This window comes from Pseudoalteromonas sp. SR45-1 (genome assembly GCF_014163655.1).
In the GTDB taxonomy this organism is placed as follows: domain Bacteria; phylum Pseudomonadota; class Gammaproteobacteria; order Enterobacterales; family Alteromonadaceae; genus Pseudoalteromonas; species Pseudoalteromonas distincta.
Genome location: NZ_JACJDR010000007.1, coordinates 111,445 through 124,957 on the forward strand (window position 1 = coordinate 111,445; position 13,513 = coordinate 124,957).

Genomic DNA, 13,513 nt, shown 5'->3' on the forward strand with positions numbered 1-13,513 from the left:
ACAGGATAGTGAGCAAAATTAGGCATGCCTAATTTCAGGAGCAATATAATGCGACTTTTAGATCTATACAAAATAATTGAGCTAAGGCCATTCATCCCTGTAGTAGCTGAGTTTCAAAGCCGCTTAGCTGGTATCGAAGTTGAATGTGAACCATTAGGGCTATCATTTGAGAAAGAAGTGCAGTCAGAGCAGGAAATCTTTTTTGCTTTGATTTCTCAAAAAGCGTTGGCTTTCGATGTAACAAATGAAATCGGTGAGGTTTGGGATATTAGATTAGAGCCTTTCAGTCATTTTAAGTCTCGAAGCAAAAAAATTACTTTCCCCTTCATGGGCTGCAATGAGCAGAAGCAACAAAATATTAGTGAGTGGATTATTGCTTTGTGTAATTGGGAAGGATCTTTTCTATACTCAAGTGCAAAGCATTAGCTGAGATTGCAGTTATGACATTATACGAATGGTTTCAAATGTTGATTTTAATGGTGTTAGCGATTCGCGCTACTCGACGCTACGACAAGCTGAAAAATGGCCTTTTCACAGCAATTAAAGAAGGCAGGATTTAAATATGGCTCCTGTACTCGCTGGTTGCGCTTTGATTCTAAGTCTTGTGATCTTCTTCGCTACTTTGTTTTATCTTAAATGTAAGTGATATTACGTAGACCTCTCCAAAAGCCTACTTAAAAAGATTATCAAGAAAATTTTTTTGTAGGTATTTTCACTAGCCGATCCCACTTTAAAAAATAATATAGATAAAAATCATAAAGTTATTCTTTTTCGTTTACTTAATATTTTCACTTTGTCCCTAAAACATCAAAAACCCCCTGAAAGTTCCCCTAGCTTTTCAAAGACAACTATCTGATCACTTAATTACCATTATCGCTCAACTAATTAATAATGTGTTGAGCTAATAATTGAGCTCAACGCTTACGCTTTGAGGTCAATATAATGGAAAAGGTATTTTATCGTTCAGAAGAAGTAGCCGACTTACTTTTTATCAGCAAACAAGCTCTTTTTAATCAAATCTCTAAGAACAAACAAGGCTGTGGTAATTACCCATTACCACCACATATTAAAATTGGCGCTCGATTACTCTTCCCTGTTGAAGACTTTCACAACTGGTTAGCTTCTCAACCAAGAAACAAGTAACGCTAGTTATGGCGCATTTCGAATGTAAAATGAAGTATATGACTTTAAGGTCAGATATTTTCTCTATGTTTTGGCCTATATATGCTTTAGATGGAAAGTCAAAAGGTTATGTTGACTTCGAGTATAGAGGTATTTCTTTAACTATAACCTCGAGTGAATTCGGGCGGGCAACAGTCAAAGATAAAGAGGTGATCATCTACTGCTTAAGCCATTTAATGGCCGCGCAAAATATGAAAATTGAGATTAATCGAAAAGTATTGTTCTGTCGCTACGACTTTTTAAAAACAACAAATAGAAGTACTTCGGGGAAAGACTATAAAATCCTTGATAACGCTTTGAAACGTTTACAGAGTACAAGATTTACTACTGATGCAACTATATCTGATATTAAGATTCCTGAAGATACTTCCATGATTGAGGAGTTTAGAAAAGTCCAAATAAATGAAAGTGTCTATTGGGAGGTCACTTTACCAGAGTGGTTATTTGCAATGGCTCAGAATAGAAAAGTGCTCAAATTAGATGATGGCTACTTTAAACTAAAACCGTTTGAACGCCGGCTTTATGAAGTATGCAAAAAGTGCTGTGGACGAAAGCCAAGTTATGAATTTCCGATAGATAACATGAAAAAAAGAATCGGTGTTAAGCTCACAATATCTCAATTTAAAAGGCGCTTAAGACATTGCAGAGAGTTGTTGGGACTAAGAGTTCTTTACGATGATAGAGATGTTTTAATTTTTAATATAACCGCAGGAGGTAGTGCTTTATTTGAGGTAAAGGCTAAGGAGCTTGGAATAGAGTTAAAGGAAGGTGAAAATTAGCACTAAGCGTCATCTGGTTCGTAATTATTCGTATCGCTATCTTTTGTAGTAGTTGATATTGATTTGATTAATAGGTTTTTAGCTCATCTGGCAGGTGACCATGAGGAGTTATCAAAAGTTTCCTGAAAAATAAATTTACAAATAATATCATTAACTCTAACTTAATGATTAAATAGGAATATAGTTTAATAAGAAGTAGCTCATTGGAATGTTGATTTTAGGAACAATTGTTATCAAAAGGTAATAATCTTAAGTGGCTTTGTAAATCTTTTTGCGTTTCTCAATGTTAATGTCTTTATGTGTATTTTTATATATGACTTGCTAATAAGCCTTTTAAGTTTTAAAAAAGAGCCGTAAACATAACAAGACTATTAAAATAGGTTTTTGTCATCAGGCGATCGCAACCTTGTGTGGCTTATGGTGGCGTCACATTTATTTGATACTCAGATATACTTTTCAACAGTTCATTGCCAAAAATGTAGGTCAAATTTGAATATAAAAAAAACTTTTCTCTTTGGAATGCTTTTCCTTTTGATAAGCGCATTCATTCTTCTGATTGCTTGTACGGCTATTCCTAATCTTTATAAAAAAATAGGACTTTCTGATACCCATCAATATAACGTTGAGGGTGGTGGCACGATAGAGCTTAGCAAAGCTGTAATTGCGGATGCATGTGAAAAAGGTAGAACTAATTGCTTGAAAAATGTTCTTCTCATACAAGGGTTAATTGATGGAGGGACTATTTCAAGTATACAGAAGTTAGCTTCCCTGAATGATGTTGAGACAATATGTTTCAGAAGTCGCGGCGGATATAACGATAAAGCACAGATGCTAATGTCATACATAAAAGATAATGATATTAATACATGTCTTGCTGAAGAGTACTATATAGAAGGTAAAGGAAGTATTAGCGGTACATATTGCAAATCGGCATGCCCTCTTATTTTATTAATGGGCAAAGAAAGATTTCATATTGGTAATGAAATTACTATTGGTATTCATCATTCAGGTAAAGTCCTTGATTTTTGTTTTACATGTATTTTTTACGATAGTGGAGGTGAAGGTTTTATGTCCTTCTTTAGCGATGAAAGTCATATAAAACTTTTCGAAAGAAGCCGTAAAACACCGTTAAAAAATATGGATTTTCTGCAACGGGATGAGTGGAAGGAATATAATATTTTCACAAACGGTTAGTGTTCGCGTGTAGTAAGTAGCATTAAATAAACTTAAAACAATACTCTTTTTTAAAAGCGATGTTTACTTACCTCCGTTATTTAGTGCTTGCTATGGACGTTATATCAAATTTTTCTATCGGTCGAGGCTGTCCTTTAGGAAAATTACCATAAGAAATAGTTTTTATGGCTACTATTTGATATTCATATGTCGGTGGCTCAGATATAGACGGAAGTTAGTTATATAGAACAATCAGTTTAAGTTACGGGTATTGACGCATGATATGCACCTATACTTCAGAAGTATAGCCATGCATTACACGCTCCTAATAAGGGAGCTATTTTATCTATTGGATGGATTGAATTTTTATGACTTTCTATAAGTATACAACCACAACGACTGCTGAAATTGTTCTAAAAAACCAATCGTTACGCTGGTCAAGCCCTTTACTCTTTAACGATATTGAAGAGTGTCAGTTTACACCGTTCACTGAAGAGCAATATTTGAAAGCATTTAGTTCGTACATAAAAATTGTCGAGTTATGCGCGAAGGGCTGTTTGGTGTTAGATACTCGCCGATTTAGCTATGAGGCATTGATGCTAATTGAGCTTTTTAAAAGGTGTACTGAAAGAGGAGAGACTGCTCCGATTTTATCTGATTTTTTTCTAAAAAATCATAGGCATATTCACCACGAGTATATAAACAAAGGTTTATTGAATTGCTTTCGAATTCTATGTGTTACAACTGAGTATGATAACAATCTCATGTGGGCTTATTATGCTGATCAGCATTATGGATGTGTAATTGAACTTGAAAGTGTTTACAAAGAAAAGCCCTATTTATTAAGGGAAAGTCCTGTTAGATATCATGATAATATAGCCCCGCTTTCTAATCCGTTAGATATGTTCTTATATGGAGAAACGCCGGAAATAAAAGAACTAATGATAAAAGATATCATTTTTTCAAAGCGAAGCAATTGGCTTCATGAGAAGGAGTATAGGTTCATGTTCTGCGAAAATTATGGTCAGATATCTTCACAGCTTGATTTACGCACGAACAAGTTTGAAGTATCGACTAAATATCAATCTGAGTCTTCATACACAGATGTTCCAATTACTAAAGAAAGTGTTAAATCAGTCACTTTTGGTGCAAGAACACCGCATAATGAGATTGAGAAAATTATAAACGTGGTTTCTTCTGAAGGTTATGACTGTAAGTTTTATCAAATGAAGCTTGAAAGTGGTACTGTTGAGAGAAAATTATTGGTCGTTGAAACTAACTGTTCTTAAACATCATTGAAGGTTAAAATAGTAACTTACAGTTTACTGTTTTCGTACCTCGAATATTTACTCAACTATATACTTCAGCTTATGTGAGAGTGAAAATAGTCCTTTAATACCTCTCTCAAATTTAATTGGATCTGATACTGCCAATTAAGCTTATCCCCCCAGTACTTTATATTAAAGAGCCAAATAACTTTTTAGTTTAGCTAGAGCGTCGATCTTCAGATGGGTATAGTATCGTACTTTTGATTATGGATAGAAACGTACTTTTGATACGGGGTATCGTACTTTTAATCCTTAAACTATCGTACCTTTGATCATTTACTATCGTACCTTTAATACTATTTTATCGTACCTTTGGTTACCAAAATTGGTTCTAAGTTTTTGGTCTAAAATGATTTTTATGCACTAATCTTTAAACGTAATTAAATAAATAAAAGAAACCGATTTTTCACATTCTTTTAGCGAGTTTTAGCCAGTGGGCAATTAGCTGTAATTAAATAGTCTTCACTAAATGCCCTCAGTGAATGTGCTGTAATTAACTTAATAAAGTACTCATCAGCTCAACTTTTTGTTCCTTAGTTAAGCTTGCTAACAGGCTCTTCATTTCACTCATTTTATTTTCAGGCTCTTGTTCAATCAAACCGGCATATTTGGCAATTGTTTCGGTTACCTTTTCTGCTGGCTCTTTAAGCTCCTCAGCGGTTAAAATTAAATAGCCAGCAGTTACGTCGCTTTTATCTGTAATATGGTTTAGGAGGCGTTTCAGGAGGTATCCTGATACTCCGCTGCTTTCAGCCATTGATGTAAATGTGCGCCGTAAATCATGCGAAGTGATTTTTACTCCTGCAATTTGGCATACATGTTTCAACGTCTTTTTAGGATCAGTTAGATAGCCCTTTTTACTATCTGTCCCAAATACATAGTCAGATACCTTATATTCTTTTCGTCGATTAAATATCTCAGCTAATCGATCTGTAATAGGGAACTCGACGTCTAAGCCATTTTTTGTATCTTCTAAAATGAATATCCTATCTTCAAGGTGTACTTGTGACCAAGGGAGTTGCAGTAGCTCAGACCTTCTCAGGCCTGAAAAGGTTAAAAATTCTAGGTAATCACAAAAACCAACGCGAGTATTTTGACGATATTTAGCAGCTTCATTTCTAACTTCATATAATGCATCTACAAAAGGTTTTAGCTGTGAACGGCGCAGCCGTGTTGTTTTGCGTTTTATATTATTCCAACTACGTTTTTCAGAAAGAGCAGCTACAGGGTTTTCTGGAAATAGTGAGCGACCTTCTGAAGACTTGTATTCAGCCTTTGCAAAGTTAAACAAAGCACGCAGTAGGCGCATGGTACAGTTTGCTTGAGCTGGGCTTCTTGAGGTTATTTCTCGTTGGCGCTTTAAAATCATTGTTTGATTAATATCGGCTAGCCGCTTGTTATGCCAATCTGGTAAATAGCAGTTTATTTTTTGGTGGTAACCTCTTTCAGTTATAGGCTTGAGATCTCTAGATTCGATGTATGAATCAAAAGTTTCTTTCAGAGTAATCGAAGCCGCTCTAAATTGGCGCTTAAGGTCATTAGGATTAATACCCTCAGCTATATCTGCCATTACCTTCCTAGCCATTCGCCTTGCATCATCGAGTGCAATTGATGGAAAGTAACCAAGGGTGACATTAATAGGAGTATCTCTCCCAGGTATCTTTTTATAAACTCTAAATGATTTTTTACCAGCTACGCTCACATCTAAAATGAGTCCTGACAATAGACTGTCATAATAGCGAGTACGTTTTCCGTTTGCTTCAATCTTTTCAAGCGACAATTCTGTGAAGCGAAATTTTGTGTCTGACATATGGTGCTACCTCTGTGCTACTTTGAACGTAAAATTTAACGTTTTGAAATACATAATGATTTATGCATCAGAGGTATGGGTTATTCAATAACCCTATGATATAGCTATGAAAATTAGTAAATAGTTATATCAAAAAGTAACTTGTAGTAAGTCCTTGTTTTGCAACTCATAATCGTTAGGTCCCCAGTTCGAGTCTGGGAGGGGCCACCACTTTTACAAATTTCCCAAGTAAATATCTATCCAAATTATTTAAAGCTACATTAATTTAATATTGTGTAATTTTTATTCTTTAGTTACCCCTAAGAATAAACGTAATCTAAATAAAGTTAATCCATAGATTAAGCTAAGCTTTCTTAAATTTGGAATAGTGCGAATGCACTATTAAATTCCAGCGTTAGATCAGATGCTTTGCTTTATAAGTGACAGTGATCAGCATTTAATGTCAGAAGACAAAAAAGCCCCTATTGGGGCTTTTTACTTACTAGTGTTTACTTTTATTGCTCAAAGCTACAAGAGTTAACTAATTTTTACGGTATATCTCATGCTCAATATCGTAAATATTTACGCTTAGACTGTCTGATGCTCTGCAATATGTTTTTAAACATGAAAGTAGCAGTTCGCTTAACATTTGTTTTTGCTCAATTGAGCGTCCTGCCAAAATATGTACCGCGATATGTATAAACCCTGATTTTCCTGCGCCAAGTTGATATTGCTGATAAGCAATAGCACGTGTTTTTATGGTTTCTAATTCAAACAAGTTACTTTCGAAAGCGGTTGTATGAATTTTTTCTACCAGTACTTGAGGTAAAACGGGGAGGTCTTCTGAGTGTTCAATAATAATGTGCGGCATTTAGGCGTTTCCTATTATGAGTTACTGCATGAGCGAGAGGTAATTGTATCAAATACAAGAGGGGTCACTAAACCCTGAGCTATCTAAAATCTTTACTTTAAACTAATTTAGTCGTATTTATTTTTGATGTTAGTATAAAAACAAACAGGTGAACCTTCGCTTAGTAACTTATCTACTAAGTTACCTATATATTGATTAAGGATAAGTATGAAATTACCACAAAAATTTAAACGTTTAGCTTTACTTGCAGGTGCAATTGTTACGTTAAGTGCTTGCTCTGACGATGTTGCTTCGGTAAGCCTTGGGTTATTTACAACTAAAGATGTTGTGGTGAATTCGCAGCAAGATCCTATTGTTGAGGGCGTTACTTGTCATATTAGTCATATAGAGGCTAATTTAGATTTTTCAGATCCCTCTGATATGTCTATAGCGTGTCGTCAAACGGGGCCAATTACAGCGCAGCAGCTACAAAAAATAGACCGTAGCAAATCGGGCGAAGTGATCTTTAAATCATCTAAAAGTATATTATTTAAATCACTAAAAGTACGTCGTATTTACGATGCTGAAAATCGTACTTTATTGTACTTATCGTACTCAACTAAAGAGTCCAGTGGAAGCCACCACCATGCGCTATCAACAGTGCCGCTATACAATACTCAAGCGTGGGACTGGGCGCTTACACAAAAAGACTAAGTTAGCACCTACGTAAGCACCTAAACTAAAACCTAAAAGAGCACACTATGTTAGCTTTATTTAAATCAAAGCCATTATTAGAGCAGCAAGAACAGCAATGGCTTATTGATACATTTATTTGGGCTGTAGAAAACTTTGATGCTGAGTTTTTTACAAAGCACACTCAAATAATACTGCCAACGGCCACTTTTTTCCCTGATTCGGTATCGAGCATTGAAGAAATGGCGAGTAATGTTTTTAACCGCGTTACTAATTACGCGGGTATGAACGCATGGCCTATCCAACTAGTTGCACCGCAGCAATTACAACCGCAAGTTTTTCCACACTTTGAATTTAGCAATGAAATACGTGGCGAAGGCAGCCATCTAATTGTGCCGCCAAGCCATACGATTAATATTTCTTTTAATCCTAACCAGATTAATCAGCCACAAGATTTAGTGGCTAGTTATGCAGGTACTCTGGCCACCATACTTATTCATCACGTTGGGGTGTTACCGCCAGGTGGTAGGGAGTATTTACCACAAGCTGCTGATGCACTTGCTTGTTTTTTAGGGTTTGGTGTGATGATGAGTAATACGGTGTATCAGTTTAAAGGCGGGTGTGGCTCTTGCTATAACCCATACGCTAACCGTGAAGCTAAGTTAAGTGAAACGCATACGGTATTTATGCATGCCCTAATTAGTTACTTTAAAAACGATAAAGTGTCTAAAAAGCATTTAAAGCCGCATTTACGTGGCCAGTTTAAAAAAGCACAAAAAGAAATTAAAGCATTGGTAAATAACTCGGCCAACCCGCTGTTATTAGCTTATTCGCCAAACTAGCAAGGATCTGCGTGGAATACTTAGATGAATTTTTACTGATTGTTATTGCTCATTTTTTTGCAGTAGCAAGCCCAGGGCCTGACTTTGCCGTAGTACTTAAGCAAAGTGTGCAACAAGGAAGGCGCAATGCATTGTGGACAAGCGCAGGTGTTGGCGCTGCTATTTTACTGCACGTTGCCTATTGTGTTTTAGGTGTTGCGCTTATTTTAACGCAATCGCCTAGTTTATTTATGGCGCTCAAGTACCTTGCTGGTGCATATTTAGCTTACTTAGGCGTACAAGCTCTTAGAGCTGCAAAACCGCCTGCAAGTAATGAAGGCGAGGCTGTAAAAGATGTTGAAAACAAAACCGTTCAAGAGGAACCCGTTTGGGTGGCTTTTAGGCGCGGCTTTTTCACCAATGCATTAAACCCAAAAGCCACGTTATTTTTTATGTCGTTATTTACACTCGTGATTAGCCCAACAACACCTACTAGCATACAGGTCGGCTACGGCGTGTATATGGCATTGGCTACTTGGGCGTGGTTTTCAATGCTTTCAATGATGCTTTCTCGAGATAATGTAAGGGGCTTTTTCCAACAACGCGGTTATTGGTTTGACCGTGGAATTGGCATTATTTTAATTGCACTTGCAGTACGTGTTGTTATTTAACTTATTCAAAAAGCGCAGGAGATAAAAATGCCGCTATATAATTTCTCGTTTGGTTCTAATATGTCATCTAATCGTTTGTTAGCGCGCTTGCCCAATGTAAAGCGTGTAGGAACTGCGGTACTTAAAGGCTACGAGCTTACTTTTGATATGCTATTTAAAGATGGCTCAGGTAAATGCAGTATTTGTCCAAGCGATAAAGAAGATGCATTGGTTTACGGCGTTATTTATGAGCTCAATGAAGAAGAAAAAGCTATTTTAGATGGTATTGAGGGCGTAGGTTACGATTGTGTAGATATAGCCCCGACGCTTTTAACGGGTGAGACTGTAGCCGCACATTGTTATATAGCTAATACCCATGACAGCGATGTACTGCCATATGATTGGTACATAAAACACGTTCATCGCGGTTCACTTGAAGCGGGCGTACCAAAAGAATACAGTGATGCCATATTAAATCGCGCACAAAAAAGCGACACCAATCAAGAGCGCGCAGCAATTGAATTTGCAGTTCATCAAAAATAATAAAATAGGATTGATATGAAATTAACCAAACTTGCCGCAATTGCACTATTAGCAGGCACTACGTTTAGCAGCTGGGCACAAGTTGATACCAACAAAGTTGACGATGTAATTAAAGCGTCAATGGCACGTTTTGACGTACCCGGGATGGCAGTTGCCATTGTTGAAAACGATAAAGTAATATTTGCTAAAGGCTTTGGTGTAACTAATCTCGATACCAACAAAAAAGTAAACAAAGACACTTTATTTGGTATTGCTTCAAACACAAAAGCATTCACTACTGCGGCACTGGCAAAGTTGGTTGATGAAGGTAAATTAAGCTGGGATGACCGCGTAATTGATCATTTACCCGAGTTTAGATTGTACGATTCGTACGTAACACGCGAAATGCGTATTCGTGACTTATTAAGTCATCGCAGTGGGCTTGGGCTTGGGCAAGGAGATTTAATGATTTGGCCAAGTACCGATAAATCAGTTGATGAAATTTTAGCGGGATTACAGTATTTAAAACCAGCGAGCAGCTTTCGTAGTAAGTACGCTTATAACAACTTGATGTTTGTTACTGCTGGTGAAGTGGTTGCACGTGTGTCGGGTATGAGCTGGAACGATTACATCGAAAAAAATATATTACAGCCGCTGCACATGGATAACTCACGCGCGGGCTTTTCACGTATTCCTAAAAGTAATAAAAACTGGGCGACAGGTCATATCCCTATGGATGGCACGCTTCATCCATTTTTTGTGAACTACCTTGAGGACTTTAGAGGCGCAGGCGCTATTGCTTCAAGTGTAAGCGATATGAGTCAATGGCTACGTACGCAATTAGCAGGCGGTAAAATGCCAAGTGGCGAGCAGCTATTTAGTGAAAAGCAACAAGCGCAAATGTGGCACCCACATATTACATCTATGGCGTCTAAAAGTGCGTTTGAATCGTATCATCAGCAGTTTAGGGGTTATGGGTTAGGCTGGAGTATTGAAGACTACCACGGCTTTAAAAAGCTAGGTCACGGCGGTGGTATTTTGGGAATGGTATCGCAAGTTACTTTATTGCCTGAGAAAAACCTCGGTATTGTTATTTTATCTAATCAACAAGCTTTTGGTGCACTTTCGGCAGTAACCCATGAAGTGCTTGAAGATGCACTTGAACTTGAAGATAAAGACTGGGTAGAAGATTTAGCTAAAAGTCATTTTGAAGGCAAGCAACAAGCGTATGCTAATGCAAAACCAGAAGCCCCCGCTGACTACCAACCACAATTACCAAATATTAATTACACCGGAACATTGCACGATGACTGGTACGGCGATGTAATTATTGAGCAGTTAGATGGTAAATTACGCATTGATTTTACCCACACTAAACGCTTGAAAGGCACTCTTGAGCATTACACTGGCAATACATTTATTGTTAAGTGGGATGAAAAATTACTAGAAGCAGATGCGTTTATTCGTTTTGAAATGAGCTCACAAAACCGTGTAAACAGTGCCAAAATGCGCGCGGTATCAACACAAGTGACCGACTTTAGCTTTGACTTTAGAAACCTACATTTAAAAGCAAAATAGCTAATATTGATATAAACCAAAGTCGCAAAGCCACCCATCGGTGGCTTTGCTATATTAAGTTTTTACACCTTGTAAGGGACTTTTTATGCGTACCGCTGTTATTTCTCATCCTCATTGCCGTAAGCATAAAATGATAGGCGACCACCCCGAGTGCCCAGAGCGTCTAGATGCCATAACCGATAGATTACTTGCCAGCGGCGTAGATGTTGGCTTAACACACCTACAAGCACCCAAGGCCGAGCGTGAGCATTATTTACTTGCTCACGATGAAGCTTTACTTAAACACGTAGAAAATACGCTACCAACAGAAGGGCTCGCTAATTTAGATGGCGATACGTGGCTGTGCCCCGATTCGTTTAAAGCGATTGAGCGGGCAGTAGGTGCAGGATTGTTAGCGGTTGATGAAATACTTGCCGATAAACTCGATGCTGCTTTTTGCTCAGTACGCCCGCCAGGGCATCACGCTAATAAAAACTCATCATCTGGGTTTTGTGTGTTTAATAACTTAGCTATTGCTGTTAAGTACGCACAAAGCAAAGGGGTTAAGCGCATTGCTATTGCGGATTTTGATGTACACCACGGTAATGGCACGCAAGATATTTTTATTGATGACGAAAATGTACTGCTTTGTTCGTTATTTCAGTATCCGTTTTATCCAAATACAGCGGTTAAAAATAATAGCCATATAGTTAATTCACCTCTGCCAATTGCCAGTAATGGCGACGATTTAAAAGAGGTGTTTACTGGGCAATGGCTACCAAAATTAAAAGCGTTTAAACCTGAATTACTTTTTATAAGCGCAGGGTTCGATGCTCACCTAGAAGATGATATGGCAAGCTTAAAGTTTGTAGAGGATGACTATATTTGGCTTACCGAGCAACTATGTGGTGTTGCTAAAGAGGGCGGTTGTAAAGGGGTTATTTCGTATTTAGAAGGTGGCTATGCGCTATCAGCTTTAGGTCGCAGTGCTGTAGCGCATATAAAAGTGCTTACTGAGGTTTAAATAAAGAGAGTGTTTATAGCCCTAGTAAATCAAACGCCTGCGCAGTACTTAGGGTTTTGATTTTACCAAGGCAGCATTGCCCTTCATTTAATAAGTAAGCTGTAACAAGCTGTGCTAGTTGCTCGCCATTCAATTTAGGGCAAACAGTGCCTTGTAAATTAAGGTAGTCACCTTGCTTGTTAAGTACTCGCACATCGCTTAGCTCACTTTGCGTAACGCTGTGCAAGCACTCTTGTTGCTCTTGTTGGTTATGGGCTATCTCAAGCTCATTATAAATAACCAATAATTGTGGGTAGCTGTTTAACATGGCCCGTTAGCCTACGGTTACTTCATAAGACGTAAATTTACGTATATTAATAACGCCTTTTTCAAAGATTAAGTACTGACCTTTAATACCTTGTAAAACACCACTTACAACAGGGTCTTTATCAAAGTTAAATGAGCTGATTTTTGTTGGGTATTCGGTTACTGGAAAGTTTAAATCAACCACATCTTCATCAAGTTGCTCTATTGCTGTTGCGCCAAATAATTCACTGAGCTCGTTTAGCTTTTCACTAATTTGTGGGATCAGCTCGGCTGCCGCTGCTTTTAAGTCAATTGCGTCGTTTTGACCTTTTAGCATATTGCGCCAATTAGTTTTGTCGGCAATAAATTCAGCCAATGCAACTTCTACTAAACCAGATTGCAGGCGAGTTTGCACTTTAAAAATAGGTAATGCCTGAGTGGCGCCTTGATCAACCCAGCGAGTCGGTATTTGTGTGTGGCGGGTAATACCTACCTTTAAACCTGAGGTGTTAGCGAGATACACATAGTGTGGGATCATGCAGTTTTCTTCGCCCCACTGCGGCTCTCGGCAAGTGCCTTGATCGTAGTGGCAGGTTTCTGGTTTCATTATGCACATATCGCAACTAGCAAGCTTGCGCATACATACAAAACAGTGACCTTGAGAATAGCTTTTTTTGGTTTTTTTACCGCAGTTAGAACATAAAATAGTGCCACTAAAGGTAAGCGTAAGCTCCTTACCTATAAATGCATTTAAGTCTACTAAGTGTTCACCTACAGGTAAGTGATATTGTACTGGTTCGGTTAAGCTCGATTTTAGTTTACGCAGTGTGCCTTGCATCTTTACTTGGCCCCTAAAGATG

General features: G+C 37.7%; 15 protein-coding genes. 11 read left to right on the plus strand and 4 right to left on the minus strand.

Translation table 11 applies throughout. The annotated features are described in order from the left end of the window. The first annotated feature begins 48 nt into the window (after nt 1-48). From H5089_RS09090 to H5089_RS09110, 5 genes are all read left to right on the plus strand, one after another. A complete protein-coding gene (locus H5089_RS09090; protein WP_182712039.1) occupies nt 49-426 on the plus strand; it encodes a hypothetical protein in 378 nt (125 codons plus the stop codon). 516 nt (nt 427-942) lie between these two features. Beyond that, nucleotides 943-1,143 carry an AlpA family transcriptional regulator gene (locus H5089_RS09095; protein ID WP_033032042.1) on the plus strand — a complete coding sequence of 67 codons (201 nt, stop codon included), beginning with the start codon at nt 943-945 and terminating at the stop codon, nt 1,141-1,143. 29 nt (nt 1,144-1,172) lie between these two features. Continuing rightward, nucleotides 1,173-1,961, plus strand: coding sequence for a replication initiator protein A (locus H5089_RS09100; RefSeq protein ID WP_182712040.1), 789 nt, complete (start codon nt 1,173-1,175; stop codon nt 1,959-1,961). 489 nt (nt 1,962-2,450) lie between these two features. Then, nucleotides 2,451-3,155 carry a hypothetical protein gene (locus H5089_RS09105; protein ID WP_182712041.1) on the plus strand — a complete coding sequence of 235 codons (705 nt, stop codon included), beginning with the start codon at nt 2,451-2,453 and terminating at the stop codon, nt 3,153-3,155. Between the two features lie 347 nt (nt 3,156-3,502). After that, nucleotides 3,503-4,423 (plus strand): DUF2971 domain-containing protein, encoded by a 921-nt coding sequence (locus H5089_RS09110; protein WP_182712042.1) that lies wholly within the window; start codon nt 3,503-3,505, stop codon nt 4,421-4,423. A 532-nt stretch (nt 4,424-4,955) separates the two neighbouring features. On the opposite strand, the gene H5089_RS09115 is transcribed toward H5089_RS09110, so the two are convergent. After that, a complete protein-coding gene (locus H5089_RS09115) occupies nt 4,956-6,272 on the minus strand; it encodes a tyrosine-type recombinase/integrase (RefSeq protein WP_182712043.1) in 1,317 nt (438 codons plus the stop codon). 520 nt (nt 6,273-6,792) lie between these two features. After that, nucleotides 6,793-7,122: a 5-carboxymethyl-2-hydroxymuconate Delta-isomerase gene (locus H5089_RS09120; RefSeq protein ID WP_002957818.1), complete on the minus strand. Its 330-nt coding sequence runs from the start codon at nt 7,120-7,122 to the stop codon at nt 6,793-6,795. 207 nt (nt 7,123-7,329) lie between these two features. Between H5089_RS09120 and H5089_RS09125 the strand changes: the two genes are divergently transcribed. From H5089_RS09125 to H5089_RS09150, 6 genes are all read left to right on the plus strand, one after another. Beyond that, complete coding sequence (locus H5089_RS09125; protein ID WP_002957817.1) at nt 7,330-7,815, plus strand: CreA family protein; 486 nt, start codon at nt 7,330-7,332, stop codon at nt 7,813-7,815. 47 nt (nt 7,816-7,862) lie between these two features. After that, nucleotides 7,863-8,636, plus strand: a complete 774-nt coding sequence (locus H5089_RS09130; RefSeq protein WP_002957816.1) for a hypothetical protein — start codon at nt 7,863-7,865, stop codon at nt 8,634-8,636. 11 nt (nt 8,637-8,647) lie between these two features. Continuing rightward, a complete protein-coding gene (locus H5089_RS09135; protein WP_024597544.1) occupies nt 8,648-9,286 on the plus strand; it encodes a LysE family translocator in 639 nt (212 codons plus the stop codon). A 27-nt stretch (nt 9,287-9,313) separates the two neighbouring features. Further along, on the plus strand, nt 9,314-9,808 hold the full coding sequence (locus H5089_RS09140) for a gamma-glutamylcyclotransferase family protein (RefSeq protein ID WP_024597545.1): 495 nt from the start codon (nt 9,314-9,316) through the stop codon (nt 9,806-9,808). A 15-nt stretch (nt 9,809-9,823) separates the two neighbouring features. Beyond that, the gene (locus tag H5089_RS09145) at nt 9,824-11,365 is read left to right on the plus strand and encodes a serine hydrolase (RefSeq protein ID WP_182712044.1); all 1,542 of its coding nucleotides are present in this window, start codon (nt 9,824-9,826) and stop codon (nt 11,363-11,365) included. 85 nt (nt 11,366-11,450) lie between these two features. Next, nucleotides 11,451-12,368, plus strand: a complete 918-nt coding sequence (locus tag H5089_RS09150; protein WP_182712045.1) for a histone deacetylase family protein — start codon at nt 11,451-11,453, stop codon at nt 12,366-12,368. A gap of 13 nt (nt 12,369-12,381) precedes the next feature. On the opposite strand, the gene H5089_RS09155 is transcribed toward H5089_RS09150, so the two are convergent. Further along, on the minus strand, nt 12,382-12,675 hold the full coding sequence (locus tag H5089_RS09155; RefSeq protein ID WP_002957811.1) for a hypothetical protein: 294 nt from the start codon (nt 12,673-12,675) through the stop codon (nt 12,382-12,384). Nucleotides 12,676-12,681: 6 nt separating this feature from the next. Further along, complete coding sequence (locus tag H5089_RS09160) at nt 12,682-13,491, minus strand: DUF2797 domain-containing protein (RefSeq protein WP_024597548.1); 810 nt, start codon at nt 13,489-13,491, stop codon at nt 12,682-12,684. Between the last annotated feature and the right edge of the window lie 22 nt (nt 13,492-13,513).